Source organism: Micromonospora rosaria, from assembly GCF_001567585.1.
Taxonomy (GTDB): Bacteria; Actinomycetota; Actinomycetes; order Mycobacteriales; family Micromonosporaceae; genus Micromonospora; species Micromonospora rosaria.
On record NZ_LRQV01000058.1, the window covers coordinates 1 to 26,550 of the forward strand.

The following is a 26,550-nucleotide window of genomic DNA, read 5'->3' on the forward strand; positions in this document are numbered from 1 at the left end:
GGCCGGCCCGGCGGACCGGACCGCACCGGGGCAGGGGCCGCCCGCGCCGGGGCACCGCCCGCCCGGCCCGGGTCGGCGGCCACCCGCGCGTGGTCGCGTCGCGCCGCGGAGGCGACGATGAGCGTCGCCGACGCACCGCTGGCGGCCGGGCCGGAGACCCCGACCCGGCCGTACTGGCGGCTGGCCCGCGCCAGCGTGCTGCTCGCGGTCTTCGTCTGTGCGGCCTGCGGCCTGGTGTACGAGTTGGCCCTGGTCGCCCTCGGCAGCTACCTGATCGGGGACACCGTCGGGCAGGCGTCGATCGTGCTCGGCGTGATGGTCTTCGCCATGGGCGTCGGGGCGCTGGCCGCCAAGCCGTTCCAGCACCGGGCCGCCGCCGTTTTCGCCGCGATCGAGTTGGCGCTGGCGCTGCTCGGCGGGCTCTCCGTCCTCGGCCTGTACGCCGCCTTCGCCTGGCTGGACCTGTACGGCCCGGCACTGGTCGGCACCGCGTTCGTGCTCGGCCTGCTGATCGGCGCGGAGATCCCGCTGCTGATGGTGCTGTTGCAACGGATCCGGGAACAGGCGGCCGGCAGCGCGGTCGCCGACCTGTTCGCCGCCGACTACGTCGGTGCGCTGCTCGGCGGGCTGGCCTTCCCGTTCCTGCTGCTGCCGATGTTCGGGCAGCTCAAGGGTGCGTTGGTGGTCGGCGCGGTGAACGCGGTGGCCGGGGTGGCGCTGGTCTTCACGGTGTTCCGGCGGGACCTGAGCCGGCGGGCGCTGGGCGCGCTCACCGCCGGCACCGTCGTGGTCTTCCTCTGCCTCTGCTACGCCTGGGTCACCGCCAGGGACTTCGAGGTGACCGCCCGGCAGCAGCTCTACCGGGACCCGGTGGTGCACGCCGAACGCAGCCGGTACCAGGAGATCGTGCTGACCCGGTCGGTGCCGGAGCCCGGCCGGGGCGTCACCGACCTGCGGCTCTTCCTCAACGGCGACCTCCAGTTCAGCTCGATGGACGAGTACCGCTACCACGAGGCGCTGGTGCATCCGGCGCTGGCCGGCAGCCGGGGTGAGGTGCTGGTGCTCGGCGCCGGGGACGGCCTCGCGGTGCGGGAGGTGCTGCGCTACCCCGACGTGGACCGGGTGACCGTGGTGGACCTCGACCCGGCGGTGGTGGCGCTGGCCCGCCGCGACCCGCAACTGCGCCGGCTCAACGGGGACGCCTTCGACGACCCCCGGGTACGGGTGCTGCACGCCGACGCGTTCACCTGGCTGCGCGACGCCGCCGACCGGTTCGACGCGATCGTGGTGGACCTGCCCGACCCGAACGAGACGGCCACCGCCAAGCTCTACACCGTCGAGTTCTACACCCTGGTCCGGGCGGTGCTGGCCGACGGCGGGCGGATCGTGGTGCAGGGCGGCTCGCCGTACTTCGCGCCCCGGTCGTACTGGTCGATCGAGGCGGCGATCCGGGAGGCCGGGTTCACCACCGTGCCGTACCACGTGGACGTGCCGTCCTTCGGCGACTGGGGTTTCCACCTCGCCGCGCCCGGCACCCGTACCCCGGCCCTGGTGCTGCCCTCCGACGCGCCGGACCTGCGCTTTCTCGACGCGGCGACGCTGCGCGCGGCGGCGACCTTCCCGGCCGACCGGGGTCGGGTCGAGGTGCCACCGTCCACCCTGCTCCATCCGCACGTGCTTGAATACGCCCGTACGGAGTGGCGCGGTTACTGACCGCTCCGGCGGATCGCCGACGCGCTTGCCGTGCCGGATTGGCTGCCAGTCGATACGGTGTGTGGTGATCTAGGAGAGGAGAACCGTGGTCGAACCGCAGAACTCGCCGCCGGCGCGTACCCGCCCGAGCGTCGTCACCATGTCCAGCTATCTGATCATCCTGTTCGTCGTCACCCAGGTGATCAACCTGCTGTTGTCCTTCACCACCATCAGCGCGACCCGGGAGGCGTTCCGGTCCGCGTACCAGGGCGCGGACCCGCAGGGCGCCGACACTCTCGCCGGGGTGGGCGTGGCGTTCGCCATCGCCGCCAGTGTCTTCACCGTGCTGCTCGCGGTCGGCCTGCTCGTGCTGGCCCTGCTGAACAACCGGGGCAAGAACTGGTCCCGGATCACCACCTGGGTGGTCGGTGGCCTGCTGGTCTGCTGCACCGGTGGCGGGCTGATCAGCGGCGCGGCCGGGGTGACCGGCAGCCAGGGCAGCAGCCCGGACCTGGACACCGAGGAGTTGCAGCGGCGCCTGGAGGCGGAACTGCCGTCCTGGTACAACGGCCTCACCCTGACCCTCAACGTGATCGGGCTGCTCGCCCTGCTCGCGGCGCTGATCCTGCTGGCACTGCCGGCGGCCAACGAGTTCTTCCGCAAGCCGCAGACGGCTCCCGGCGGGTACCCGCCGGGCCAGCCGGGCTACCCGCAGACCCCGGGCTACCCGCAGACCCCGGGCTACCCGCAGCACCCCGGCGAGCCGGGTTACCCGCAGACCCCGGGTGCGCCGGGTTACCCGCCGACGCCCGGTGCGCCGGGCTACCCGCAGTACCCCGGCCAGTCCACGCCGCCGCCGGGCCAGCCGCCGGCCTCCGGTGACCAGGGGCCGTCCGACCGCCCCTCCTGACCGCCGCGTCCACGTCACGGCACCCTCGACTGATCCCTCCGCACCGGTCGCACCCGAGACCTACGCGGAGGGATCAGTCGTGTTGGCCTGCCCGAGGGATCAGCGCGCCTGGCACGCGGTCGCCGGGCCGGGCGCGGAACCGGTCCGATGGATTCCGGTCGACGCAGGGGTTTCGGTCCGGCGGCTCCTCGGTTACCTTGTGGTAACCACGCTGCTGGTGTGCCGGCGGCGAACGCCTGGTTCACCCGGCGACCCCGCCCGCCCGTCCCGTGAGGTCCGTTCCGTGCCGTCCGACCCGAGCCCGACCGAGCGGTGGGCCCTGATCACCGGAGCGACCGCCGGCATCGGGGCCGCCTTCGCGCGCCGGCTCGCCGCCGACGGCTGGCACCTGGTCCTGGTGGCCCGGGACGCCGATCGGCTCGACGCGGTCGCCACGGAGTTGACCGGCCGGCACGGGCGACGGGTCGAGCCGCTTCCCGCCGATCTGTCCACCGAGGACGGCTGCGCCGCTGTGGAGCGGCGGGTCGCCGCGGATCCCCCGGTCGACCTGCTGGTCAACAACGCCGGGTACAGCCTCAACCGGTCGTTCGTCCACTCCACTCCGGCGGACGAGGAGCGGCTGTTACGTCTCAACGTGCACGCGGTGTTGCGACTGACCCAGGCGGCATTGCGGCCGATGACCGAGCGGCACCATGGGGCAGTGATAAATGTCTCTTCGGTTGCCGGGTTCGGTCCGGTGATGCCGGGTTCGACCTACCCGGCGAGCAAGGCGTGGGTGACCAGTTTCAGTGAATCGGTCGGCCAGTCGGTCCGTCCGTTCGGCGTCCGAGTGATGGCCGTCTGTCCCGGCTACACCCGTACCGAATTCCACGAACGCGCCGGCATCAACACCTCGGCGCTGCCCGGCTGGATGTGGCTCAAGGCCGACGACGTGGCCGCCGAAGCCCTACGTGACCTGCATAAAGGGAAGATGGTCTCTGTCCCCGCGTGGCGGTACAAGCTCGCCGTGGCGGGGCTGCGGCACGCCCCGCGGCGACTGCTGCACGCCCTCACCCGGGACACCCGGGGTCGGGTCGCCCGCGACCCCGGATGAGCCCGCCGGTCGCCGCCGGCTGTCCGGCCCGGTCCGGCTGGAGACAGTTTGCAGTTGCACAGAGTAGCCAGGCATCGCCAACCATCGGTCGCCCGCTCGGCTGACCCGTGCGGGGCCCACACCCGGCTCCCAGACTTGCGCAGTACCCTCTACCCCCATGGGGGACCACGACGACCTGCGTAAATTCATCACTGACCTGGCTGTCGTCCACGGCCGGGTCGTGCTCTCCTCCGGCCGGGAGGCGGACTGGTACGTCGATCTGCGGCGCGTCACGCTCCATCACCAGGCGGCGCCGTTGGTCGGTCGGGTGCTGCTCGACCTGACCGCTGACTGGCAGTACGACGCGGTCGGCGGGCTCACCCTGGGCGCGGACCCGATCGCGCTCTCGATGCTGCACGCCGCCTCGGCGACCGACCGGTCGCTGGACGCGTTCGTGGTCCGCAAGGCGGGCAAGGCGCACGGCCTTCAGCGTCGAATCGAAGGACCCGACGTGGCCGGGCGGCGGGTCCTGGCGGTGGAGGACACCTCGACGACGGGCGGCAGCGTGTTGACCGCCGTCGAGGCGTTGCGTGAGGCGGGGGCCGAGGTGGTGGGTGTGGCGGTTATTGTTGATCGAGGCGCTGGCGACGCGGTGCGAGCCGCTGGGCTGCCGTATCGAGCCGCCTATACGTTGGCTGACCTCGGCCTTCTGGCGTAAAAGTTTGCCGATTCGGATCTGCTGATATGCAGGCGGATCGATGCTGCTGGTGGAAGGATGGAATACGTGGGAACTGCGTTGGCTGAAATGACCATGCCTCAGATCTCGCCGCTTGCCGGCGAGCCGATCGAACGTGCCGACGCCGAGCGGCTGGCCGGGGTCCTCAAGGCCCTTGCCGACCCCGCCCGGCTGCGGCTGCTCAGCCTGATCCAGTCGGCACCGGAGGGGGAGGCGTGCGTCTGCGATCTGACCGCGCCGCTCGGCCTCTCCCAGCCGACGGTCAGCCACCACCTGCGTATCCTCACCGAGGCCGGCTTGCTGGAGCGGGAGAAGCGCGGCGTGTGGGCCTACTACCGGCTGGTGCCGTCGGCGATCGCCACGATCGCCGATCTGCTCACCCCGCCGCGCAAGCGGGCCACCAAGAAGGCCCGCTGACGGTATCCGTCACCTCCGGTGGTCGGCGCGAGCCGGCCACCGGGGTGGGCGGTGTCCGCCGGTGGGTCAGCGGTTGACCGGCGTCCGGTAGGACTCCGGCGGCTGGTAGGTGGACTCCTGCGTGGTCAGTTCGTTGGCGGCCCGGAGTTCCTGGGCGGCCCGGCGCAGCCGACGCTGCTCGGCGACGAACATCGCGCCGACGACGGCCAGGCCGAGCAGGAAGAGGCCGAGGATCGGCAGCAGGTTGTCGCCGGGGGCGCTCAGCGACCGCTCCTCGGTCTGCCACGGCCACAGGGCGCGGAGGCTGCCCAGCAGCGCGCCGGCCATCACCGCCAGCGTCATGCGCCGGTGCCGGTCCAGCAGCCACTGGAGCAGCTTCACGAACGAGGCCAGGCCGACCACCATGCCGGTGGCGAAGACCGCGATGTAGCCGAGGTCCCGGTCGTTGAGCGCGGTGATCGTCGGCTCGTACAGGCCCACGGTGAGCAGCAGGAACGACCCGGAGACCCCGGGCAGGACCAGCGCGCAGACCGCCACCGCCGCCGCCACCAGCACCACGAGCGGATGCGGCGTCAGTTCCGCCTGCGGCAGGCCGGTCAGCAGGAAGGCACCCACCGCGGCGAGGACCATGGCCACCACGTGCCCGCTCCGCCACGGCCGGCCCGCCATCGAGACGGGTACCGCCACCGAGGCGAGCACCAGGCCGAGGAAGAGCCCCCGGGTGTGCTCCGGGTACTCCGTCAGCACGGGTTCGAGCAGCTTGGCGGCGAGCAGCAGGCCCGGCACCATGCCGAAGAAGACCGGCAGCACCACCGACCAGTGCACGTAGCCGATCTGCTGGCCCGCGCGCCGCCAGCCCCGGCCCCGGGGTACGTCCGACACCGCGTAGCGAACGGCGTTCACCACGTGCCCGGCGGAGGCGATGAGCCGTTCGTACACGCCGGTGACGAGTGCGATCGTGCCTCCGCTGATCCCGGGCACGGCCTCGGCCACGCCGATGGCGGCCCCCCGGAAGACATGACCGATCCGTTCACCCAGTGCCATGGAGCATCCGTTCGTCGTACGCCCGGACCGCCGGACGCGGCCCGGTGACGTGGCCAACCAGGCTACCGGTGATCGACTCGGACCCTCGGTGGCCCTGGGCTGCGACGATGGTGAATTCGCTGATTCTCCACTCAGGCTCGGCGGGCGGCCGTCCGGGCCCGGAGCACCTCGAACACGATCGGCAGGACCGAGATCAGCACGATCGCGATCAGGATCGCCTCGATGTTCGCCTTCACGAACGGGATCTGGCCGAGGAAGTACCCGAGCACCGTCACCCCGGTGCCCCACAGGATGCCGCCGACCACGTTGTAGGTGACGAAGGTGCGGTAGTTCATCCGGCTCACGCCGGCCACGATCGGGGTGAACGTCCGTACGATCGGCACGAACCGGGCGAGCACGATCGAGCGGGCGCCGTACTTCTCGAAGAAGTCGTGCGCCTTGACCACGTTCTCCTGCTTGAAGAACCGGGAGTTCGGCCGCCGGAACAACGCCGGCCCGACCTTGCGGCCGAAGGCGTACCCGACCTGGTCGCCGACGACCGCGGCGATGGTGATCAGCAGGCAGACCAGCCACAGCGGATAGGTGATGTACTGCCCGTCGGCGGTGAGCAGGCCGGCGGTGAACAGCAGCGAGTCACCCGGCAGGAAGAAGCCGATCAGCAGCCCGGACTCGGCGAAGACGATGGCGAGGATCCCGAGCAGCCCGAAGGTCGAGATCAGGAACTCCGGATCGAGCCAGTCCGGGCCCAGGGCGAGAGTGGTGGGCGTCGGCACGAGGCGACCTCCGAGTCGGGCCAGGTGGGAGTGCGACGTCCGCCGGGTGGGTCGACGGTCCTGCTGCCCCGGCGGCGGCTCGTCCGTAGTCTAGGCGCGCCGCCGCCCGGCCCCGGGTGTCTCCGCGCCGACGCCGCGCCCCAGCCGCCGGTACCGCACGTCGGCCGGCGCTCAGCCGCCGGTGCCCCGACGTCGGGTGACCAGGAAGATGACGGCCCCGACGACGACGAGCGCGAGGCCGATCCCGGCGATGGTGGCGACCGGGGCACCGGTGATCGGCAGTCCGCCGCCCGCACCGCCGTCACCGTCGTCGCCGCCGTCCGGGCCGGTCGTGTCGACCACGATCGTCGCGGTGTCGTTGCCCGGGTCCAGGTCCCGGGCGAACTCGTCGGCCACACCGAGGTGCAGCAGCTTGACCGTGCTGGTGTGCCGGCCCGCCGTGTCGACACGCAGCGAGAAGGGGAACTCGGCCCGCTCGCCGACACGCAGCACCCCGGGCAGGTAACAGGTGTAGCGCCGTCCCCCGGGCCGGCCGGGCTCCTCGCCCTGGTCGTCGTCGGTACGGCAGTGCTCGCTGGCCCGGACCGCCGTGGTGCCCTCGGGTACGGCCACGTCGACCATCGTGTAGAAGCCGCGCGTACCCCAGGTGGCCAGGGCCGCCGGCCCCGCGTTGGTGAACCCGACGGTGACCGGGACGGTCCGGCCGACCGAGGTGTCGACCCGGGCCCCGTCGGCGACCGCGTCGGCCCGCTGGTCGCCCTGGACGGTGATCGTGATCGCGGTCGCGTTGTCCTCCGGGTCGACGTCCGACTGCGGGTCACCCGCCGCCCGCTCCCGCTGCTGCGACCGGGTCACCGGCCCCAGCCCCAGCACCCCGTCGGTGCCGTTCTCGCCGATCCTGTCGACCGGCGCGTGCTGCGAGCGGAGCGCCGCCCAGTCGGCCGGGGTGAGCCAGAGGGCGGAGCCGTGCTGGGTGTTCGGCGCCCAGGAGTCCCCGGGCAGGGCGAAGCCGAACCCGGTGTCGACCCGGACGGTCTCGCCCGGCGCCAGCGCCCGGTCGAAGGTGCAGGCGAACATCACCGGCGTGGAGTGGTGTGGCCCCCCGGTCGCGTACTCGCAGTTGCGGTACCGCGTGGCGGGGGCGAGACCGTAGTTGCCGACGACGTAGAGGACGAGCTGCCCGACGGCCTGCTCGCCCTGGTTGGTGACGGTCAGCGGGGCCGGCACGGTGGCGCCGGGCCGACCGCTCAGCGCCACCTGGGCGGGCGAGACCAGGTCGACGCCCTCGCCGACGGCGACCGTCGACCGGTAACCAGCCCGGCCCCCGCCCCGCTCGGTGACCGTGAAGGCCAACTCGCCCTGCTGGCCCGCCCCGGCGCCCGGCCGCAGCGTCACGGCGAGGTGAAGCAGGCTCGTCACCGGCTCCTCCTCGTTGTTGACGGTGCAGGTCAGCACGGCGCCGTCCGCCGTGCAGTCGGCCGTCGGGACGGTCACCTCGGCGAACCTGTCGACCCCGCTGCGGTCCACGGTGACCGTGAACTCGGGCAGTGGCCGGTCGGCCAGCGCGGTGAGCGTGACGTGCTTCGCCGGGCCACCGGGAGCGAGCAGCACGCTGTTGGCGTACAGGCCGAACTCCACGGCCGGGCGGACGTCGGCCGGCTCCGGCGCGGCGGCGACGGGGGCGGCTGCGGTGGTGACCAGGGCGGCGGCGACGCCGAGCCCGGCCAGCAGCCGCCGGGTCGAGTGCTTGCGCATCACGGGCTCCTCGGTGGGTGGCCCGTGGATCGTAGGCGTTCGCGGCCGGGTCGGCTGCCCTCGTGGGACGCGGACACCGGTCAATGAACCGAACGGCCCACCACATCTGCCGCAACGGCTCGCCGGCCCGCTGCCGTCAGCGGTAGTCGTCCTCGTCGGCGGCGACCACCCGGGCCTGCTCCACGGCGTCCCAGTCGCCGACCTCCAGGCCCCGGTGCGGCTCGCTGTCGGCGTCCGCCGGATCGGTGGAGGTGGCCTGCTCGACGGCGTCGGCGGCCGGGGCCTCGGGGTCGCGTTCGTCCGGTGCGAGGTGGTCGCTCGGGGCGAAGTCCTCGTCGGGTTGAGCCATCGTCCCTCCCTGATAACGGCGGAAACCTACCCACACCGTACGGGTTGGGCCGGGTCCGCGCTCGCCGGGCGGGGTACCGGTCGGCCGATTGCCGCCCCCGACCAGGGGTACCGGTGCCAGGATGAGGCCGTGGGCTTCCTGATCCGGCTGGCGATCACCGCGATCGCGTTGTGGGTCACCACCCTCGTCGTGCCCGGGGTGGAGGTGGGCGGCCGGTCGGGGACGAACACGGCGCTCACCCTGGTCGTCGTGGCGCTGATCTTCGGCGTGGTCAATGCCGTGCTCAAGCCGGTCATCAAGGTGGTCGGCTGCGTGTTCTACCTGCTCACCCTCGGTCTGTTCGCGCTGGTGGTGAACGCGCTGCTGTTCCTGCTCACCGACTGGATCGCCAGCGTGCTGGACCTGCCGTTCCGGGTGGACGGCTTCTGGCCGGCGTTCTGGGGCGCGATCGTGGTGGCGGTGGTGAGCTGGCTGATCAGCATCGTGGTACCGGACCACCTGGGTCGGCGGTGACGGGCCGGTTGTGCCCGACGACGGTTGCTGCGGGATACTTCCGGCGGTGGACAGTGCGGTCCGGCGCACCCATGGAAGACAGCGGCCTGACGGCCGAGAGCGGTAAGTAAGGAGCGTTCGACATGCCCATCGCTTCCCCCGAGGTCTACGCGGAGATGCTGGACCGCGCCAAGGCCGGCCGGTTCGCGTACCCCGCGATCAACGTCACCTCCTCGCAGACGCTGAACGCCGCGCTGAAGGGCTTCGCCGACGCCGAGAGCGACGGCATCATCCAGGTCTCCACCGGTGGCGCCGAGTACCTCTCCGGCCCCACGGTCAAGGACATGGTCACCGGCGCGGTGGCCTTCGCGGCGTACGCCCGCGAGGTGGCCAAGAACTACCCGGTCAACATCGCCCTGCACACCGACCACTGCCCCAAGGACAAGCTGGAGAAGTTCGTCCGCCCGCTGATGGCCATCTCCAAGGAGCGGGTCGCCCGGGGCGAGGACCCGCTGTACCAGTCGCACATGTGGGACGGCTCCGCCGTGCCGGTCGCGGAGAACCTCCAGATCGCCGCCGAGCTGCTCGACCGGGCCGCCGAGGGCAAGATCGTCCTGGAGATCGAGGTCGGTGTGGTCGGTGGTGAGGAGGACGGCGTCGAGAACGCCATCAACGACAAGCTCTACACCACCGTCGAGGACGGCCTGGCCATGGTCGACGCGCTCGGCCTCGGCGAGAAGGGCCGCTACATGGCGGCGCTGACCTTCGGCAACGTGCACGGCGTCTACAAGCCGGGCAACGTGAAGCTGCGTCCGGAGATCCTGAACCAGATCCAGGAGGCGGTCGGCGCCAAGTACGGCAAGGAGAAGCCGCTCAGCCTGGTCTTCCACGGCGGCTCCGGCTCGCTGCTGGAGGAGATCCGCGAGGCGCTGGACTACGGCGTGGTGAAGATGAACATCGACACCGACACCCAGTACGCCTTCACCCGCCCGGTCGCGGACCACATGTTCCGCAACTACGACGGGGTGCTGAAGGTCGACGGCGAGGTCGGCAACAAGAAGCAGTACGACCCGCGCACCTGGGGCAAGCTCGCCGAGGCGGGTCTCGCCGCCCGGGTCGTCGAGGCCTGCGAGCACCTGCGCTCCACCGGCACCAAGCTGAAGTGACCTGGCTGTAAGGAAGGGCCCCCTATTAACGCCTACGGTAGAGAAGGGCACCCTTCTCACCACCGGGGCGTTAAGAAGGGGCCCTTCCTTGCACCTCAGCGGGTGAGGACCCGGACCGCCTCGTGGACGTCGTCGGTGAGGTGGATGGTCTTCGCCAGGTCCCCGAACGGGGAGGCGGCCAGCAGCGGGCGCAGCAGCGCCTCCACCGGCAGCTCCCGGGTCCAGTAGGTGCGGTCCAGGAAGACGTACGCCCCGCTGGCGCCGTCGGTGCCGTAGAACGTCTTGGTCGCCGCCTGGAACACCTCCTGCACCGTCCCGGCCCGACCGGGGGCGAAGACGATCCCGCCCCGGGACAGTCGCAGGATGGTGTCCTCCCGGATCGCGTTCGAGAAGTACTTGGCGATCCGCCCGGCGAAGAGGTTCGCCGGCTCGTGCCCGTACAGCCAGGTGGGGATGGCCAGGCCACCGCTGCGCGCCCAGTCCAGGTCCGGGCCGGCCGGCCGCTGCCGAGGGGCCACGGGCCCGGCCGTCGGCTCCGGGCCGACGACCCCGCCGGCCGGCTGCGCGCCGACGCCGACCCCGCCCGCCGGCTGCGCGCCGGCCCGGTGGCCGTACCGCTCGCGGACCGCCAGCGCCGCCGCCGTGTACCGGTCGTGGTCGGTGAAGTCGGGCGCCCCGGCGAGCAGGTCGATCGCGGTGGTCAACTCCTCCACCGGGTGCGGGGCCAGGTAGGCGCCGAGGTTCGCCGCCTCCATCACCCCGGGACCGCCGCCGGTCACCACCAGCCGGTCGGCCCGCGCCAACTCCCAGCCGAGCGTGGCCGCCATCCGGTACGGCACGCTGCCGCGCGGCACCGCGTGCCCGCCCATGATCCCCACCACCGACTGCGGCCCGTGGGTGGCCAGCCAGGACCGGGTCGCGTCGGCCAGCGCGTTGTCCACCCCGTGGTCGTGCAGCCGCTGGGCCAGCGCCTCCTTCACCTCCGGCAGCGCGCCCCCGTGCGCCCGGAAGTGCTCGTACACCCGGGTGTCGTACATTCCGGCGAAGCCGCCCTCGGCGAACCCGGCGGCCAACTCCTCGGGGGTGTAGAGGTGCGAGGGCTGGGTCGGGTAGGGCAGGCCGGAGAAGGGCGGCACCACGTTCGCCCCGCGCCGGACCAGGTCCGCCCCGACCTCCCGGGAGGCGAACTTGCAGCCGATGAAGAGCGTCCCGGCGACCTCGATCCGGGTCAGGTCGGGCACCGGGTCACGGTCCAGGCGCAGGCCCTGCACGGTCAGCCCGGTCAGGCTGCCGCTGGTGAGCCGCTCGTCGAAGGCGGCCCGGGTCTCGATCTCGGCGGGGGCGGTGTGCGGCTCGATGATGTCCGCGGGTGGTGGGGTCGGCACCAGGCCATCCTGCCCGGACGGGTCAACCCGCCGCCGGTCCCTCCCCGGCTGCTCCACCGCGCCCCCTGCGCGCCGGGGAGGGGGCGCGGCGGACCCGGGGCCGGCAGGAGCCCGGCGGTGGCCACCGCCGGGCTCCTGGGTGTTCCGGTTCCTGGGGAGGCTCCGGACCTCCTTTTGTACTCGACGGCGCCGACCAGCGGCATTGGTCACCGGTCGCGGGCCGATCAGCCGTTCAGGTGGGGCGACCCGGCCAACCCCCCTCGCGCCGCTGGCCGCGAAGCGGGTTGAATGGGGCGATGCAGAACCTGTTGCCGGAGCCCCCGGCCACTCTTCTCCCCGCCCACGCCGAGGCCGATGCCGCCCTGGCCGCTGCCGAGCAGGCGGCCAGCGAGGAGGCGTACGCGGAGGTAGCGGCCCGCTTCCCGACGCACAGCGCGGCGTGGGCGGCGCTGGGCAGCCGGGCCCTCGCCGCCGGCCAGGCCGTCACCGCGTACGCGTACGCGCGGACCGGGTACCACCGGGGCCTCGACCAACTGCGCCGTAACGGCTGGAAGGGGCACGGCCCGGTGCCCTGGTCGCACCAGCCGAACCGGGGCTTCCTCCGCTGCCTGTACGTGCTCTCCCGGGCCGCTGGTGAGATCGGCGAGGCGGACGAGGCGGCCCGCTGCGCGCAGTTCCTCCGCGACTGCGACCCCGCCGCCGGGGACGCCCTGGCCAGCAACTGACCGACCCGCCGGACCGGCCCGCGCCGCGCCAACTCGGCCGGGGCCGGTCCGGGCCGACAGGTCACCGCCCGGCCCCCCGGCCCGGCCGGCAGGTCACCGCCCGGCACCGGCCCGGCCGGCAGTCAATCCGCCCGGGGGCGGCCACTCGGCCGCAGGCCGGTCCGGGGTCGGCAGGTCACAGCCCTTCGGCGACCGAAGCGGCGATCTTGAGCCAGGCGTCCCGGGTGGCCGAGGAGAGCCCGCTGTACCGGATCGGTTCCCCCGAGTCGATCAGCCGCTCGTAGGGCGCGAGCAGTACCGCCCGGGTCCGCGCCGCGAAGTGCTGCTGGATCGCCGGCAGGTCGATCTCCTTGCGGGACGGCGGCATCGACACCACCGTCACCGCCTGCCGGACCAGCCGCTGCCGCCCGCTCTGCTCCAGGTGGTCGAGCATCCGGGCGGCGGTCTCCGCCGAGTCGTTCCGCGCCGACATGGTGACCACCAACTGGTCGGTCGCGTCCATGGCGGCCTGCCAGTTCTGTGCCCGGACGTTGTTGCCGGTGTCCACGAAGATCAGCTTGTAGAACCGGCTGACCACCTCCCGGAGTTCGGCGAACGCCGAGGCGGTCAGCATCTCGCCGCCGGTGGCCGACTCGTCCGAGGCGAGCACGTCGAACATGCCCTCACCCTGGGACCGGACGTACTGCGACAGGTCGCCGACGCGGCCGTGGGCACCCTGGAACTGCCCGAGGTCGCGCAGCATGTCACGCACCGTCCGGGAGTGGAAGTCCTGCTGGGCCCGCATCCCGAGGGTGCCCTGGGTCTCGTTGTTGTCCCAGGCGAGCACGTACCCGCCGCGCTTCTGGCCGAAGGTCATGGCGAGCAGCAGGATGGCCACGGTCTTGCCCGCGCCACCCTTCGGGTTGACCACGGTCACCTGACGCAGGCCGCCGAAGTTGCGCCGCACCATCTCGATGTCGCGGCGCAGTTCCTGCTCGTGCCGGCCCGGCGGCAACTTGACCAGACCGGTCTTGTTGATCACCGCACGGAAGCCGACGGTCGCCACCGGGTCGGGCGGCCGGATCTGCCGCCGCCGGGCGAAGTCCTCGGCCGTCGGCGGGGCCCCCGTCTCCGGCGTCCAGGCGGGCTCCGGGTACGCCTGCTGCCCCGGTACCGGCGGCATGCCCGGCTGTCCCACCGGCATGCCCGGCTGGCCGACGCCCGGCTGCCACGGCGGCGGGTACCACCCGCCCCCCTGCTGCGGGACCGGCCCCGGCGGCACCGGGGAAACCGGGCCGGATGGCGCGGCAGCGGTCGCCGGGCCCGGTACCGGCGGCACCGGGCCGGGCGGCGGCACGGCGGGCACCGGGCCGGGCGGGTTGAACGTCGGGGGCAGGGGACCGGGGCGCCGGCCTCCCGCCCCGGCGACTCCTGCCGCAGTGGCTCCTGCCTCGACGCCTCCTGCCTCGACGCCTCCTGCCTTGGTGGCCGGCGGCACCGGCCCCGGCTGCGGCTGCGGCGGTACCGCCCCGGCCCACCCGCCGGCCGACGACGGTGCCGGGCCCGCCCACCCGCCGCCGGACTGCGCGGCCCAGGGTCCCGGTGACGGCTGCTGCGGTACCGGCCCGGGTGGCTGCTGCTCCGGTCCGGGCCCGTAGGGCGGGTGCTGCGCCGGGCGCTGCTGCGCGGCGTGCTGCTGCCCCGGGTGCTGGTGTGCGGGGTGCTGCTGCCCCGGGTGCTGGTGTGCGGCGTGCTGCTGATCCGGGTGCTGGTGCGCCGGTTGCTGATGGGCGGGGTGCGCCGCGACCGGCTCCGCTCCAGCCTGCGGCGGCGCGACCGGCTGCTGCGGGATCACCGGTCGGTGCCGGCCAGCCTGCGGTTCCTGCGGCACTGTTGGCACCGCCTGCGCGTCGGCCGGCTGCTGCGGGTCGGCCGTCGACTGCTGGCCTGACGCTGCCTGCTGGTGGCTGGGCGGCTGCGGCGGTGAGGGCTGCAGGGCACTTCCGTCGCGTACCGGTCCGGTGGCAGCGGCCTCACCGCGCGCGTCGCCAGCGGCCGTGCCGGGCCGCTGCGGCGGCTGCGCCCAGGGGGACTCGGGCTGCGCCCGCCCGCCGGCCCCCGTACCCTGCTCGCCGCCGCGCGCCGGCCCCTGCTCGGCGGCCCGCATCGTGCTCTGCTCGCCAGCTCGGGCCGGTCCCTGCTCGGCAGTCTGCACCGTACTCTGCTCGGCGGCCCGCATCGGGCCCTGCTCGGCAGGCCGCATCGGGCCCTGCTCCGCCGCCTGCGCCGGGCTCTGCTGGCTGCCCCGCGCCGGGCCCTGCTCCGCCGCCTGTGCGGCGACCGCGTCGCGGGCCGGCGGCCCCGCCGCCGCGCTGGGCTCGTCGAGCGTGAAGGGAGCGTTCAGGTCGACCGGCACCCGCTGCGTGGCCCGTGGCCCCGGTGCCCCGCCGCCTGCCGGGGGCCCGCCGGCCGCCCCCGCCGCGTTGCCTGCCGGGTGCGCCCCGGACGCACCCGCCGCGTTGCCTGCCGGGTGCGCCCCGGACGCACCCGCCGCCGCGCCGGTCGCCGGTACCACCGGGCCAGCCTGTGCGGCACTGGTCGGTGCCGGTGGGTCCGCCTGGGTGGCGGGGTACGGGTGCTGCGCCCCACCGTTGTGCGGTATCGGCGTCCAGCCCGCGTTCGGTGGGCCGGTCATCGCCCACTCCCCGGGCGTCCCGACGGCGGCGGCCTGTGCGTCGGCCCGACCACCGCTGCCCCCGGGCAGCCCGCCGCCGGCCGTGCCCGGCGTCGTGCCGTCGCCGCCGTCCCCGGCGGTGCCGTGGCCGGGGACGACCGGTGGCCCCGGCGGCGGTGGCAGGTAACTGAGCGACGGGTACGCGGTCGTGTCGACCGTGGGCGGCAGCTCCGGGCCCCCGCCGGGCCAGTGTCCGTCGGCCGGCACCGGGCCGTCGGGCTCCGGGGGCCAGAGCGGCTCGATGTCCCGTTCCGGCACTGGATGCTGGGCCGAGCCACGGATCCGGTCGGCGTTGTCGTCAGCCACGGTTCCTCCCCCACTCCTCCTGCCCGAGGATAGGCTGCCGGGCGGTACCGGGCCCGCCGACGGAGGCCGGCGTGGACGTCCCCGGTCAGCTCACCCAGACCGCCCAGGCACCGGGCTCGACCCACCAGGACCGCTTCCGGCTCAGTTCGGCCTCGACGCCGTCGTCGAGGTAGGGAACGCGGTCGTCGCGCGGGTGCACGGCCACGGCCCGCCCCCGGGCCCGGCGTACCTCCAGCCTGACCCGCTTCCTGCCCAACGCGCGTCGGGTGACCACGGGAACGGCCACCGCCACCTCGACCACCCCGTCGGCCGGGTCGGGCGTGTCGAGCAGGGCCACGTCGCCGAGCCGCGCGTACCCGCCGCTGTTGCCGATCGCGCAGGCGGTCAGCGGCTCGTCCCCGGTGGTGAGGACGATGTCGTCCACCTCGACCCGGCCGCGCCACGGCAGCGGACGACCCTGGTCGTCGGCGGCGCCGAGCAGCGCGCCGTCCAGGGTCACCGAGCCGCCGTCGTTGCGCAGCAGGTCGAGCCGGCGCGGGGCGCCGTCGAGCACCGCCGCCGCCACCGCCGCCGGATCGCGGGGCAGCCCGAGCTGCGCGGCCAGGTCACGGTGCGTGGTGCTCCGGGCCGGGTCGAGCGGGAGTACGCCCACCGGCGGCAGGTCCGGCACGGTGCGGTTCCCGGCCAGGTCGTCGGGGCGGCGACTCGGCGGCGGAGCGTACCGGCGGACCAGCCGGCGCAGCACGGCGCGCAACTGTGCGTCACTGGCGACCGCGACCACGAGCCTGGTCTTGCCGTCCGGGTCGGGCCAGGTGAGCCCGTCGGGGCGGGGCGGGCCGTCGAACCGGGCGAGGACCGCGTCGATCTCGGCGTCCGAGCGGGCGGTGACCGTCTCCACCCGGGCGCCCCGGGCGGTGAGCGCGTCCGCGCAGGCCAGCACGGGCACCCGGGGCGTCGCGCAGCGCTCCTCCCCGGCGACCTGACCGCTGTCCGCTTCCGCGCCGTCGGGAGGCGTCGTTCCGGTGCCCGCCCCCGCGTCGGCGGGGGGCGTCGTTCCGGTGTCCGGGTCGGGGGCGTCGGGGCGGCCACCGCAGCAGGCTCCGTCGCTGCCGCACCCGCCCGGAGCCTTCCGCTCCGAGTCGAGGGTGAGCAACACCACGTCGTACACGGTAGGAGCCTCCCGCTTCCCGTCGCGACCCCTGCCGGCCACGCCGTTATTACTTGTTAACCTGATCCCCCGGGCTCGCCAACCGGTCGCCACCTGGCACCCGAGCCTTCTGGAGGCGGAAAAGATGCCAGCGATCGTGCTCATCGGTGCTCAGTGGGGCGACGAGGGCAAGGGCAAGGTTACCGACCTGCTGGGTGAGCGGGTCGACTACGTCGTGCGGTACTCCGGCGGCAACAACGCCGGGCACACGGTGATCACCCCCGACGGGCAGAAGTACGCGCTGCACCTCATGCCCTCCGGGGCGCTGTCGCCCGGCGCGATGATCGTCATCGGCAACGGGGTGGTGGTGGACCCGAAGGTCCTGCTCTCCGAGATCGACGGGCTCGCCGAGCGGGGGGTCGACGTCTCCCGGCTGCGGATCTCCGGCGACGCGCACCTGATCATGCCGCACCACCGGGCGCTGGACCGGGTGGTCGAGCGGTACCTCGGCTCGTCCCGGATCGGCACCACCGGCCGGGGCATCGGCCCGGCCTACGGCGACAAGGTCGCCCGGATGGGCATCCGGCTCCAGGACCTGCTCGACCCGGGCATCCTGCGCAAGAAGCTGGAACTGGCGCTGCGCGAGAAGAACCAGCTCCTGTTCAAGGTGTACAACCGCAAGGCGCTGGACGTCGACGCGGTGCTGGAGGAGTACCTGGAGTACGCCGAGCGGCTCAAGCCGTACATCGCGGAGACCCGGGCGATGCTCTGGGACGCCCTGGACCGGGACGAGATCGTCCTGCTGGAGGGTGCCCAGGCCACCATGCTCGACATGGACCACGGCACGTACCCCTTCGTCACCTCGTCGAACCCGACGGCGGGCGGGGCGTGCGTGGGCGCCGGCATCCCGCCGACCGCGATCAACCGGGTGATCGCGGTGAGCAAGGCGTACACCACCCGGGTCGGCTCCGGCCCGTTCCCCACCGAGCTGTTCGACGAGAACGGCCAGCACCTGCGCAAGATCGGTCACGAGTACGGCACCACCACCGGCCGGGAGCGGCGCTGCGGCTGGTTCGACGCCGTCGTCGCCCGGTACGCCTGCCGGCTCAACGGCGTCACGGACCTGGTGATCACCAAGCTCGACGTGCTCACCGGCCTGGCCAAGGTGCCGATCTGCGTCGGGTACGAGATCAACGGTGAGCGCGTCGACGACATGCCGATGACGCAGACCGACTTCCACCACGCCACCCCGGTCTACGAGGAACTGGACGGCTGGTGGGAGGACATCAGCAAGGCGCGTACCTGGGACGACCTGCCGGAGAACGCCCAGCGCTACATCCAGCGCGTCGAGGAACTGTGCCGTACCCGGATCAGCGTCGTCGGCGTCGGCCCCGGCCGCCAGGAAAACGTCACCCTCCACCCCCTCCTCCCCTAACCCCCCACCCCCTCCCTCCCCGCCTCCCACCCTCCCCGCTCCCCGCCCTCCCCGTTGATCATGGAGTTGGCGGCGCCTCCCGCGCTGGGAAGTGCCGCCAACTCCATGATCAACGCCTGTGCCCGGCTGGTTATCCACAGGGTTGTCCACAGGGGGTGCGGAGGGTGGGGGTGGTGGGTCAGCGTGGTGGGCCATGGGGGTCGAGGATGGGATCAGGGGGTTCGCGGGGCAGCAGGACGGGCTCGTCACGCGGGCCCAGGCCCGGCAGGCGGGGCTCAGTCGGCACGACGTGGACAATCTGGTCTCGTCCGGCCGGTGGCGGCTCGTGGCGCGGGCGGTCTACCTGACGGATGCGCGGGACCGGGGTGCGGTGTCGCGGCGGTGTCGCGTCCGGGCCGCCGTGCTGTCGCTGGGGCCGCATGCACGGCTGGTGTTCGACACGGCAGCCGAGTTGCACGGGATTGCGGGGCTGCCGCGCAGCGACGAGATCCACGTCGGCCTGCCCGGTCGGCACGCCCGGATCGCCCGGGTCAGTGACCCGGCCGTCGTCCTCCACCAGCTCGAACACCCGCCGGGCTCGGTGCTGTCGGTGGCCGGAATCCCGGCCACGGTACCCCTGCGGACGGTGGCCGACGTCATCCTGAGGGTTCCCCGCTTCCCGGCGGTCTGTGTCCTCGACTCGGCGCTGAACCAGCGGTTGATCACCGATGACGACCTGCGGGTGGTCGGCGCGCTGCTCAGGGGTCGGCGGGGTGCCGTGGCGGCACGGCGGTACCTGGCCCAGGCGGACGGCCGGGCGCAGTCGCCACTGGAGACCCGTGCCCGGCTGCGCTGCGTGGACGGCAGGGTCCCACCGGACGTCCTGCAACTGGCGGTCCGCGACGTCGACGGCTACCTGCTCGGCATCGGTGACCTGGGTTGGCGTCGGGCCAGGGTGATCGCCGAAGCGGACGGCAGGGGGCCGCACGACACGCCACGGGCGATCTTCGCGGACCGGCAGCGCCAGAACCGCCTCGTCGGCGCGGGCTACACCGTCCTGCGCTTCACCTGGTCCGACACGCTCTCCCCCGACTACATCCCGTACACCGTCCGGGCCGCCATCGCCGCCGCCCGAGTCCGTTGATCATGGAGTTGGCGGGACTCTCCCGCCACCGATGCACCGTCAACTCCATGATCGCCGCAGAGAGGGCGGGGGAGGGGGCGGGGGAGGGAGGCGGGGGTGGGCGGCTAGGGACGGGGGAGGGGTGGGGGTGGGGGGTGGGTAGGATGCGTCGGCGTGCGGGTACTTCTTCTTGGTGGTGGGGGGCGGGAGCATGCGCTCGCCCTGGGGCTTGCCGGTGATCCGGGGGTCGAAGGGCTGATCGCGGCGCCGGGTAACCCGGGGATCGCCGATGTCGCCGAGTTGCGGCAGGTCGACGCCACCGATCCGGCGGCCGTCGCCGCGCTGGCCGTGGAGGTCGGCGCGGACCTGGTCGTGATCGGCCCGGAGGCGCCGCTGGTCGCCGGGGTCGCCGACGCGGTACGCGCCAAGGGCATCCCGGCCTTCGGGCCGAGCGCCGAGGCGGCCCGGCTGGAGGGCTCCAAGGCGTTCGCCAAGGAGGTGATGGCCGCCGCCGGTGTGCCGACCGCCCGCGCGTACACCTGCGAGGACGCGGAGAGCACGGCGCGGGCGCTGGACGAGTTCGGCGCGCCGTACGTGGTGAAGAACGACGGGCTGGCCGCCGGCAAGGGCGTGGTGGTCACCGAGGACCGGGCTGCCGCGCTGGCACACGCGCGGGAGTGCGGCCGGGTGGTGGTCGAGGAGTACCTCGCCGGCCCGGAGGTGTCGCTCTTCGTGGTGACCGACGGCGAGGCGGCGGTACCGCTGCTCCCGGCGCAGGACTTCAAGCGGGTCGGTGACGGCGACACCGGCCCGAACACCGGCGGCATGGGGGCGTACGCGCCGTTGCCGTGGGCACCGGCCGGCCTGGTGGACGAGGTGATGGCGAACACGGTGCACCCGACGCTCGCCGAGATGCGCCGCCGGGGTACGCCGTTCGCCGGGCTGCTCTACGTCGGGCTGGCGATCACCGCCGCCGGTCCCCGGGTGATCGAGTTCAACGCCCGGTTCGGCGACCCGGAGACGCAGGTGGTGCTCGCGCTGCTGGAGACCCCGCTGGGCGGGCTGCTGCACGCCGCCGCCGCCGGCACCCTCGCCGACCATCCGCCGCTGCGCTGGCGCGACGGCGCGGCGGTCACCGTCGTCCTCGCCGCGCAGTCCTACCCGGGTACGCCGCGTACCGGTGACGTGATCACCGGTGCCGACCGGCCGGGGATCATCCACGCCGGTACCCGGCGGGGGCCGGACGGGGAACTGCTCTCCTCCGGCGGTCGGGTCCTCTGCGCCACGGCCACCGGCCCGGATCTGGCCGCTGCCCGCGACGCGGCGTACGCCCTGGTCGACGGGGTGACGCTGGCCGGGGCGCACCACCGGAGCGACATCGCCGCCGGCGCGGTCGAGGGGCGGATCACGATCCCGGGCTGAGCCCCGCCCCGGGGCAGCCGCGTGCCGTGCCCCCGACCCCTCCGCTCCGTGTGCGCACCTGTCCGCGGACGCGGCGGCGCGTCGACGAACGCCGCAGGGGACACCGGGCGGGTCCGTCCGACGACGGGACCGGGGAGGCGGAGCTGCTGCCGGGTGGGTGACTCACCGGGTGTGGAAGGCCGCCCACTCGGCCACGCCGGGCAACGAGCCGTCGGCGATCCGGTCGGCGAGCCGGCGGACGAAGGTCAGCTCGGCCTCCTGGATCGCGAGCTGGTACTCGTCCTCCACCAGGAACACCTCGGCCACCGCCGCCGTCCCGGGCTGTCCCCGGAAGGTCCGTAGCTGCGCGCGGGCCTGCTCGACGGCCTCCTCCAGATGCCCGATGCGTAGCTGTAGGTGCGCCAGCACCTCCGCCGGTGGCAGCGCGGTCATGAAGGTCAGCCCGGCGCTGAGCAGCGGGTACTCCTTGGCCGGCTGGCTGAGCAGTTCGCGCAGCCAGTCGTGCAGCTCGGCGCGGCCGGCGTCGGTGATCCCGTACACCGTCCGCTGCGGTCGGCCGCCCTGCCGACTCTCCCCGATGGGCACGATGAAGCCCGCCTTGGCCAGTGCCTCGACGACGGCGTAGAGCGAGCCGAAGTTGAGTTTGACGGCCGAGTCGTGGTGCTGCTCCCGCATGGTCAGCGACATCTCGTACGGATGCATCGGGCGCTGGCAGAGGCAGGACAGGACGGCCAGGGCCAGCGGGTTGCCCACCTTGCGTCGTGGCATCAGGAACCTCCCGGCCGAGTGTTCCACCCCGGCCAGCCACTCACCAAAAGCCACCGGCCCGCCGTAGCCGTCCCCTGTGGACCGGCCCGTCATGCGCCCGGCCCGCCGGACGGGCCCGGCGTCGTCGCCTCATTGCTCTAGTTCGAGTATTCGTGTCAGAATATTGGTATGACCCACCGTCATCGGGCAGATCCCAAACGTGTCCTGGTCATCGGCTGCGGCATCGCCGGCCCGGTGCTGGCCATGTTCCTCAAGCGGGCCGGCCACGTACCCGTGATCCACGAGGGCAGGCCGGCGCCGGACGACGAGGCCGGCGCCTTCCTCAACCTGGCGCCCAACGGCGCGGCCGTGCTGCGTACCCTCGACCTCGACCGGGTCGTCCTCGGGTACGGCACCCCCACCACCCGGATGCACTTCCAGAACCATCGGGGCCGGCGGTTGGGGCTGAACCCGGAACGGACCACGCTGATCAAGCGCGGCCTGCTCAACCGGGCGCTCCGCGAGGCGGCCGTCGACGCGGGCGTACCGGTCGAGTACGGCCGGCGGCTGGTCGACGTCCGACAGGGCGGCGACGGGGTGACGGCGGTCTTCGCCGACGGTACGTCGGCCGAGGGTGACCTGCTCGTCGGGTGCGACGGCATCCACTCGCGGACCCGGCGGGCGGTGTTCCCCGAGGCGCCGGAGGCCCGGTACACCGGCGTCGTCGACTGCGGCGGCTTCACCCGCACCCCGGCCGCCGGCCCGCCCGACGGGGTCATGCGGATGACCTTCGGTCGCCGGGGCTTCTTCGGGTACCAGGTGGCCGACTCGGGCGAGGTCTACTGGTTCGCCAACCAGGCCGAGCGGGAGGAGCCCGACCGGGGCCGCCTGGCGGCCGTCCCCGACCGGCAGTGGCGCGACGAGTTGCTCACCCGGCACGACCGGGACCACGCGCCGATCGCCGAGATCCTCCGGTCCACCACGGGACCGATCGGCCGCTGGCCGATCCACGACCTGCCGAGCCTGCCCCGGTGGCACCACGGTCGGGTCTGCCTGGTCGGCGACGCCGCCCACGCGACCTCGCCGCACGTCGGGCAGGGCGCCTCGCTGGCCCTGGAGGACGCCGTCGTCCTGGCGAAGTGCCTGCGGGACGTGCCGGCGACCGGGGCCGCCTTCGCCACCTTCGAGAATCTGCGCCGGGGTCGGGTGGAGCGGCTGGTCAAGGCCGCCCAGCGGACCGGCAACCAGAAGGTTCCGGCCACCGCGCTCGGCCGGGCCGCGCGGGATGTGGTGCTGCCCCTCTTCCTCCGGCTGGGCGTGCGTGCCACCGAGCCGGTCTACCGCTACCGGGTCGACTGGGACGAACCGGTCACCGACAAGGCCCGCGTCTAGCGTCCCCGATGCCGGCCGGGTCACCGGTTCCGCCGACGGGCGGGGATGCGAGCGTCACCGACCCCGTGGCGCGTGACGGGCCGGGCGTACCACCTCGCCGCGAGGTGGCACGCCCGGCCGGGTACCGCTGTCGTTCGGACCGGCCCGCGACCTCGGCCCGAGCGGTCGGAGACCGGATCGGATCGGGTACGAGCCGGGCCGGCTCCTCAGGCCGGGGGCGTCAGGCCTTGGGGATGTCGAACAGGTTCGCGATGTTGGCGGCCAGGCCCAGGTCGCCCTTGGCCTTCAGCTTGCCGGTCATGAACATCATCACCGGGTTGGCGCCGCCCGAGACGATCCTGATGAACTCGACCGGGCCCATGGTCAGGCTGAGCTTCGGGTCGTGCTGCGGGGGGTTGTTGACGGTGCAGGCGCCGTCGGCGATGACCACCTCGTAGGTGTCCGTGCCGCCGTCGGGCCGGCCGGTGATGCCCCAGTGGATGACGGCGTTGGTGCCGCCGGCCTTCTCGGGGCGGAACAGCGACGGCATCCGGCCGAAGACCTCGTCCAGGACCTTGCCGCGCAGCTCGCCGGACATCACCTCGGCGATCTTCGCGTCCGGCGTGGACTTGACCAGCGTGGCGAACTCCTTCGGGCCGTAGTTAGCGAAGGCGGCCGGGTCGAAGTCAGTCATCAGGGTAAGCACCTCTCGCGATGGGGCCGACTTTAGTTACTCTAGCGTAACCTTACGCACGAGTAGGTATGCTCGCAAGGTGTCCAGCTCGCCGACGTTCCGCCGCCTCCCCCGAGCCGTACGCGAGCAGCAGATGCTCGACGCCGCCGTCCGGGTCTTCTCCCGGCGCGGCTACCACGCGGCCAGCATGGACGACATCGCCGAGCTGGCCGGCATCTCCAAGCCCATGGTGTACGCGTACCTGGGCACCAAGGAGGAGCTTTTCGTCGCCTGCCTGCACCGCGAGGGCACCCGGATGCTGGAGGCCATCGCCGGGGCCGCCGCCCCCGACCTGCCCACCGACGAGCGGCTCTGGCGGGGACTGCGGGCGTTCTTCGGCTTCGTCGGGGCGCACCGGGACGGCTGGGCCGTGCTCTACCGGCAGGCCCGTGGCTCGCAGCCGTTCGCCGGGGAACTGGCCGCCATGCGTACCCGGATGGTCGAGGTGGTCGCCGGGATGCTCGCCCACGCCCTGCGCGCCGACGGCCGCGAGGTCGGCGAGACCGACCTGGAGGTCGTCGCGTACGCCCTGGTCGGGGCGAGCGAGTCGCTCGCCGACTGGCTCGCCGACCACCCGGAGGCCGACCCGGAGCAGACCGCTACCCGGATGATGAGCGTCGCCTGGCTCGGTGCCGCCCAACTCCTCGCCGGCACCACCTGGCCGCCACCCCAGGTGTAAGGAAGGGCCCCCTGTTAACGCTTTTGGTAGAGGAAGGGCCCCTTCCAAACACCTGGCACCCCGCCACGCGCGGCGATGTCAGGGGGGTGGGTGAGGATGTCCGCGTGCTTGACGGACTTGACACGGTCGACTGGCCCCGGCTCGGACACGCCTACGGTTCGGCCGGTGACGTGCCCGACCAGATCCGCGCCCTCCGCTCGCCCGACCCCGAGGTGCGGGAGCGGGCGCTCGGCGCGCTGTACAGCAACATCTTCCACCAGGGCACCCGGTACGAGGCGAGCGCGTACGCCGTGCCCTTCCTGCTCGAACTGCTCGCCCACCCGGACACCCCGGAGCCGGAATGGGTGCTCGCGCTGCTGACCTCGCTGGCGGTCGGCTACGACGAGAGCTTCCTGCCCGACGGCGTACCGGTCGCCGAGTACCGCCGCGCGGCCGAGGGCGGGCGGGAACTGCTCGCCGCCAAGCCACCGCCGTGGACGGGCGACAACGAGGACGAGAAGGAGTACGTCGAGTACCTCTACGTCGAGTCGCTGACCGAGGCGGACCAGAACCGGCTGTGGGCGTACGTCGGGCTGGCCACGTACGACGCGGTCCGGGCCGGGGTGCCGCTGTTCCGTACCCTGCTCGACCACCCCGACCCGGGGGTACGGGTCGGCGCGGCGTACGCCCTCGCCTGGTTTCCCGAGGAGGCGGCCGGCAGCCTGCCCGCGCTGGCCGCCGTGGCGGCCCCCGCCGGGGGGCCCGACGGCGGTGCCGACGGGCTGGTCCGGGAGCCCGCCGAGGTGGCGACCGCCGTGGTGGCGGCCGGACTGCTCGGGGCCGCGCCGGAGGTCGAGATGCTGGCCGACCCGCGCCCGTTGGTGCGCTGGGCCGCCGCGGTCGCACGGGCCCGGGTGCTCGGCGCGCAGGCCGACCCGGCCACGGTCGACGAGCTGCTGACCTGGACGACCGCGGCGTCGATCCCGTCCTCGCCCCCATCACCGACCGGGTCCGTAGCCGGATCAGCGGAAGCGGCGTCGGCCGGGTCCGCAGCCGGATCGGCGGAGACGGTGTCGGGTGGGGTGGGCGGCCGGGCGACGATCGAGGAGGAGATGCCGTTCCTCAGCGGTGACCTGGGTGGGTACGCCGGGCTCGCGCTCCGGCAACTCGGTCCCGGGCACGAGGATCGGGCGTTCGACGCGTTGCTCGTCCGGTTGTCCGCCGTCACCGGCATCGAGGCGTTGACGGTGGTGACCGAGGCGCTGCGGCTCGCCTTTCCGGATGGCCCGTTGGCCGGGACACCTGCGGCGGAGCTGCCACCCCGGCAGCGGCGGCTGGTCGAGGTGCTGGCCCGCTCGCCCGAGGCCTGGCTGTTCGACGGCAGCCTCTTCGGCAACGTGGCCAGCCTGTTCACCGACCACGGGTTGCCCGGCACCCGGCAGGGGATGCTCGATTACCTGGCCAACCAGCCGCCGTCACCGCATCCGGCGGCGCGGTAGGCGGCGCGGCTGACGACCGGCCGGCTGACGACCGGCGCGGCTGACGACGGCGGTCCCCGGTAGGACCGCGCGACCGGGAAGGAGACCCGGCCGGGCCACCCCACGCCGACGCGAGGGGCACCAGGAGGGCTGCGCGGTCACCGGCGGCGGCCCCGCTGGGGTTTCGGCCACCCCGATAGCGGGGCCGGTGGGGCTGGGCGGTCACCGGCGGCGGGCCCCGGTGGGGTCGGCGCGGACGGCGGCGCGGCGGCGGATCCGTCGGCGGGTCCAGCGGGCCGCTTCCAGCAGGCCGGTGACCGCGACCGAGAGCCCGATGCCGGCCAGCACACCCCGGATCGGGTCGCGTTCGAAGGCCAGCCCACCGAAGTAGCCGAGCAGCGTGCAGTACCCGGCCCAGGTCGTGACGGCGAGCGCGTCGTAGCCGAGGAAGGAGCGCAGCGGGTAGCGGACCGCGCCCATGGTGAGGGTCACCGCGGTACGCCCGCCGGGGACGTACCGGGCGGTGGTGAGGATGATGCCGCCGCGCCGGTCCACCGCCCGGCGGGCCCACTGCGAGCCGGCCCGGCGGCGGCTGTCGATCGGCAGCCGGGCCAGGCGGTGGCTGCCGCCGGAGCGGCCGAGGGCGTACGAGAGGTGGTCGCCGGCGAGCGCGCCGACGGCAGCCACCACGATCACCCCGGCCAGGCTGGGCGGCCCGCTGGCCGCGAAGACCCCGGCGGTGACCACCACCGTCTCCCCGGGTACCGCCGGGAACACCGCGTCCACCGCCGTGATCAGGAAGATCACCAGGTACACCCAGGGTGAGGTGACCGTCTCCCGGAGCAGGTCGAGCAGCGACTGCATCTCCCCATGCTCGACCGCCCGGCGGCCCGGCCGGGGCCCTTCCTGGACAAAGGCCCCG

The 26,550-nt window shown here is 73.6% G+C and carries 24 protein-coding genes and 1 pseudogene; 15 read left to right on the forward strand and 10 right to left on the reverse strand.

Annotated features, from left to right (window positions below):
- Positions 1–117 precede the first annotated feature (117 nt).
- The 5 genes from AWW66_RS16825 (at position 118) to AWW66_RS16845 (ending at position 4,827) form a co-directional block, all read left to right on the forward strand.
- Entirely contained in the window at positions 118–1,713 is a 1,596-nt protein-coding gene (locus tag AWW66_RS16825; protein ID WP_067367032.1) for a polyamine aminopropyltransferase, read from the forward strand.
- 85 nt (positions 1,714–1,798) lie between these two features.
- Complete coding sequence (locus AWW66_RS16830; RefSeq protein ID WP_067366950.1) at positions 1,799–2,602, forward strand: hypothetical protein; 804 nt, start codon at positions 1,799–1,801, stop codon at positions 2,600–2,602.
- Between the two features lie 283 nt (positions 2,603–2,885).
- The gene (locus tag AWW66_RS16835; protein ID WP_067366953.1) at positions 2,886–3,695 is read left to right on the forward strand and encodes an SDR family NAD(P)-dependent oxidoreductase; all 810 of its coding nucleotides are present in this window, start codon (positions 2,886–2,888) and stop codon (positions 3,693–3,695) included.
- Positions 3,696–3,852: 157 nt separating this feature from the next.
- On the forward strand, positions 3,853–4,392 hold the full coding sequence (gene pyrE / locus AWW66_RS16840) for an orotate phosphoribosyltransferase (RefSeq protein WP_067366958.1): 540 nt from the start codon (positions 3,853–3,855) through the stop codon (positions 4,390–4,392).
- A 57-nt stretch (positions 4,393–4,449) separates the two neighbouring features.
- Positions 4,450–4,827, forward strand: a complete 378-nt coding sequence (locus tag AWW66_RS16845) for an ArsR/SmtB family transcription factor (RefSeq protein ID WP_007454255.1) — start codon at positions 4,450–4,452, stop codon at positions 4,825–4,827.
- Between the two features lie 66 nt (positions 4,828–4,893).
- Here AWW66_RS16845 and AWW66_RS16850 read toward each other — a convergent pair whose 3' ends face one another.
- The 4 genes from AWW66_RS16850 to AWW66_RS16865 form a co-directional block, all read right to left on the reverse strand.
- A complete protein-coding gene (locus tag AWW66_RS16850) occupies positions 4,894–5,871 on the reverse strand; it encodes a DUF368 domain-containing protein (protein WP_067366961.1) in 978 nt (325 codons plus the stop codon).
- Between the two features lie 131 nt (positions 5,872–6,002).
- The gene (locus AWW66_RS16855) at positions 6,003–6,644 is read right to left on the reverse strand and encodes a DedA family protein (RefSeq protein ID WP_083978558.1); all 642 of its coding nucleotides are present in this window, start codon (positions 6,642–6,644) and stop codon (positions 6,003–6,005) included.
- A gap of 171 nt (positions 6,645–6,815) precedes the next feature.
- Positions 6,816–8,399 (reverse strand): hypothetical protein, encoded by a 1,584-nt coding sequence (locus AWW66_RS16860; RefSeq protein ID WP_067366964.1) that lies wholly within the window; start codon positions 8,397–8,399, stop codon positions 6,816–6,818.
- A gap of 136 nt (positions 8,400–8,535) precedes the next feature.
- Complete coding sequence (locus tag AWW66_RS16865) at positions 8,536–8,748, reverse strand: hypothetical protein (RefSeq protein ID WP_067366967.1); 213 nt, start codon at positions 8,746–8,748, stop codon at positions 8,536–8,538.
- A gap of 129 nt (positions 8,749–8,877) precedes the next feature.
- Between AWW66_RS16865 and AWW66_RS16870 the strand changes: the two genes are divergently transcribed.
- Together AWW66_RS16870 and fbaA are read left to right on the forward strand one after the other, a co-directional pair.
- Positions 8,878–9,261 carry a phage holin family protein gene (locus tag AWW66_RS16870; protein WP_067366970.1) on the forward strand — a complete coding sequence of 128 codons (384 nt, stop codon included), beginning with the start codon at positions 8,878–8,880 and terminating at the stop codon, positions 9,259–9,261.
- A gap of 122 nt (positions 9,262–9,383) precedes the next feature.
- Positions 9,384–10,406 (forward strand): class II fructose-bisphosphate aldolase, encoded by a 1,023-nt coding sequence (gene fbaA / locus AWW66_RS16875; protein ID WP_067366972.1) that lies wholly within the window; start codon positions 9,384–9,386, stop codon positions 10,404–10,406.
- 95 nt (positions 10,407–10,501) lie between these two features.
- Here the strand turns inward: fbaA and AWW66_RS16880 are convergent, their stop codons facing one another.
- A complete protein-coding gene (locus tag AWW66_RS16880) occupies positions 10,502–11,791 on the reverse strand; it encodes an LOG family protein (RefSeq protein ID WP_245648344.1) in 1,290 nt (429 codons plus the stop codon).
- Positions 11,792–12,087: 296 nt separating this feature from the next.
- Here AWW66_RS16880 and AWW66_RS16885 point away from each other — a divergent pair, with 296 nt between their 5' ends.
- A complete protein-coding gene (locus tag AWW66_RS16885; protein ID WP_067366978.1) occupies positions 12,088–12,516 on the forward strand; it encodes a DUF3151 domain-containing protein in 429 nt (142 codons plus the stop codon).
- Between the two features lie 175 nt (positions 12,517–12,691).
- Here AWW66_RS16885 and AWW66_RS36445 read toward each other — a convergent pair.
- A pseudogene (locus AWW66_RS36445) lies at positions 12,692–14,266 on the reverse strand (MinD/ParA family ATP-binding protein); the annotation flags it as partial.
- Here AWW66_RS36445 and AWW66_RS34440 point away from each other — a divergent pair.
- Positions 14,159–14,446 (forward strand): hypothetical protein, encoded by a 288-nt coding sequence (locus AWW66_RS34440; RefSeq protein ID WP_083978559.1) that lies wholly within the window; start codon positions 14,159–14,161, stop codon positions 14,444–14,446. The pseudogene AWW66_RS36445 and the gene AWW66_RS34440 sit on opposite strands and share 108 nt — an antisense overlap.
- A gap of 1,174 nt (positions 14,447–15,620) precedes the next feature.
- Here AWW66_RS34440 and AWW66_RS16895 read toward each other — a convergent pair.
- Complete coding sequence (locus tag AWW66_RS16895; protein ID WP_067366981.1) at positions 15,621–16,703, reverse strand: hypothetical protein; 1,083 nt, start codon at positions 16,701–16,703, stop codon at positions 15,621–15,623.
- Positions 16,704–16,827: 124 nt separating this feature from the next.
- On the opposite strand from AWW66_RS16895, the gene AWW66_RS16900 reads away from it, so the two are divergent.
- From AWW66_RS16900 to purD, 3 genes are all read left to right on the forward strand, one after another.
- Complete coding sequence (locus AWW66_RS16900; RefSeq protein ID WP_067366984.1) at positions 16,828–18,117, forward strand: adenylosuccinate synthase; 1,290 nt, start codon at positions 16,828–16,830, stop codon at positions 18,115–18,117.
- 193 nt (positions 18,118–18,310) lie between these two features.
- Complete coding sequence (locus AWW66_RS16905; protein WP_067366987.1) at positions 18,311–19,240, forward strand: type IV toxin-antitoxin system AbiEi family antitoxin domain-containing protein; 930 nt, start codon at positions 18,311–18,313, stop codon at positions 19,238–19,240.
- A 153-nt stretch (positions 19,241–19,393) separates the two neighbouring features.
- The gene (gene purD / locus AWW66_RS16910) at positions 19,394–20,641 is read left to right on the forward strand and encodes a phosphoribosylamine--glycine ligase (protein WP_067366989.1); all 1,248 of its coding nucleotides are present in this window, start codon (positions 19,394–19,396) and stop codon (positions 20,639–20,641) included.
- A gap of 162 nt (positions 20,642–20,803) precedes the next feature.
- Here purD and AWW66_RS16915 read toward each other — a convergent pair whose 3' ends face one another.
- A complete protein-coding gene (locus AWW66_RS16915; RefSeq protein ID WP_067366991.1) occupies positions 20,804–21,409 on the reverse strand; it encodes a PadR family transcriptional regulator in 606 nt (201 codons plus the stop codon).
- Between the two features lie 168 nt (positions 21,410–21,577).
- On the opposite strand from AWW66_RS16915, the gene AWW66_RS16920 reads away from it, so the two are divergent.
- Positions 21,578–22,780: an FAD-dependent oxidoreductase gene (locus AWW66_RS16920; protein ID WP_067366992.1), complete on the forward strand. Its 1,203-nt coding sequence runs from the start codon at positions 21,578–21,580 to the stop codon at positions 22,778–22,780.
- Positions 22,781–23,000: 220 nt separating this feature from the next.
- Here AWW66_RS16920 and AWW66_RS16925 read toward each other — a convergent pair whose 3' ends face one another.
- On the reverse strand, positions 23,001–23,453 hold the full coding sequence (locus AWW66_RS16925) for an SCP2 sterol-binding domain-containing protein (RefSeq protein ID WP_067366995.1): 453 nt from the start codon (positions 23,451–23,453) through the stop codon (positions 23,001–23,003).
- 79 nt (positions 23,454–23,532) lie between these two features.
- Here AWW66_RS16925 and AWW66_RS16930 point away from each other — a divergent pair, with 79 nt between their 5' ends.
- On the forward strand, positions 23,533–24,171 hold the full coding sequence (locus AWW66_RS16930; protein ID WP_067366998.1) for a TetR/AcrR family transcriptional regulator: 639 nt from the start codon (positions 23,533–23,535) through the stop codon (positions 24,169–24,171).
- A 104-nt stretch (positions 24,172–24,275) separates the two neighbouring features.
- Positions 24,276–25,649 carry a hypothetical protein gene (locus AWW66_RS16935; protein WP_067367001.1) on the forward strand — a complete coding sequence of 458 codons (1,374 nt, stop codon included), beginning with the start codon at positions 24,276–24,278 and terminating at the stop codon, positions 25,647–25,649.
- A gap of 201 nt (positions 25,650–25,850) precedes the next feature.
- On the opposite strand, the gene AWW66_RS16940 is transcribed toward AWW66_RS16935, so the two are convergent.
- A complete protein-coding gene (locus AWW66_RS16940) occupies positions 25,851–26,492 on the reverse strand; it encodes a DedA family protein (protein WP_067367004.1) in 642 nt (213 codons plus the stop codon).
- Between the last annotated feature and the right edge of the window lie 58 nt (positions 26,493–26,550).

Coding starts and splice junctions, on each gene's coding strand:
- AWW66_RS16850 (WP_067366961.1), bottom strand. CDS start 5,871: ATGGCACTGGGTGAACGGATCGGTCATGTCTTCCGGGGGGCCGCCATC.
- AWW66_RS16860 (WP_067366964.1), bottom strand. CDS start 8,399: ATGCGCAAGCACTCGACCCGGCGGCTGCTGGCCGGGCTCGGCGTCGCC.
- AWW66_RS16845 (WP_007454255.1), top strand. CDS start 4,450: ATGGAATACGTGGGAACTGCGTTGGCTGAAATGACCATGCCTCAGATC.
- AWW66_RS16925 (WP_067366995.1), bottom strand. CDS start 23,453: ATGACTGACTTCGACCCGGCCGCCTTCGCTAACTACGGCCCGAAGGAG.
- fbaA (WP_067366972.1), top strand. CDS start 9,384: ATGCCCATCGCTTCCCCCGAGGTCTACGCGGAGATGCTGGACCGCGCC.
- AWW66_RS16900 (WP_067366984.1), top strand. CDS start 16,828: ATGCCAGCGATCGTGCTCATCGGTGCTCAGTGGGGCGACGAGGGCAAG.
- AWW66_RS16885 (WP_067366978.1), top strand. CDS start 12,088: ATGCAGAACCTGTTGCCGGAGCCCCCGGCCACTCTTCTCCCCGCCCAC.
- AWW66_RS16905 (WP_067366987.1), top strand. CDS start 18,311: ATGGGGGTCGAGGATGGGATCAGGGGGTTCGCGGGGCAGCAGGACGGG.
- pyrE (WP_067366958.1), top strand. CDS start 3,853: ATGGGGGACCACGACGACCTGCGTAAATTCATCACTGACCTGGCTGTC.
- AWW66_RS16915 (WP_067366991.1), bottom strand. CDS start 21,409: ATGCCACGACGCAAGGTGGGCAACCCGCTGGCCCTGGCCGTCCTGTCC.
- AWW66_RS16940 (WP_067367004.1), bottom strand. CDS start 26,492: ATGCAGTCGCTGCTCGACCTGCTCCGGGAGACGGTCACCTCACCCTGG.
- AWW66_RS16825 (WP_067367032.1), top strand. CDS start 118: ATGAGCGTCGCCGACGCACCGCTGGCGGCCGGGCCGGAGACCCCGACC.
- AWW66_RS16920 (WP_067366992.1), top strand. CDS start 21,578: ATGACCCACCGTCATCGGGCAGATCCCAAACGTGTCCTGGTCATCGGC.
- AWW66_RS16865 (WP_067366967.1), bottom strand. CDS start 8,748: ATGGCTCAACCCGACGAGGACTTCGCCCCGAGCGACCACCTCGCACCG.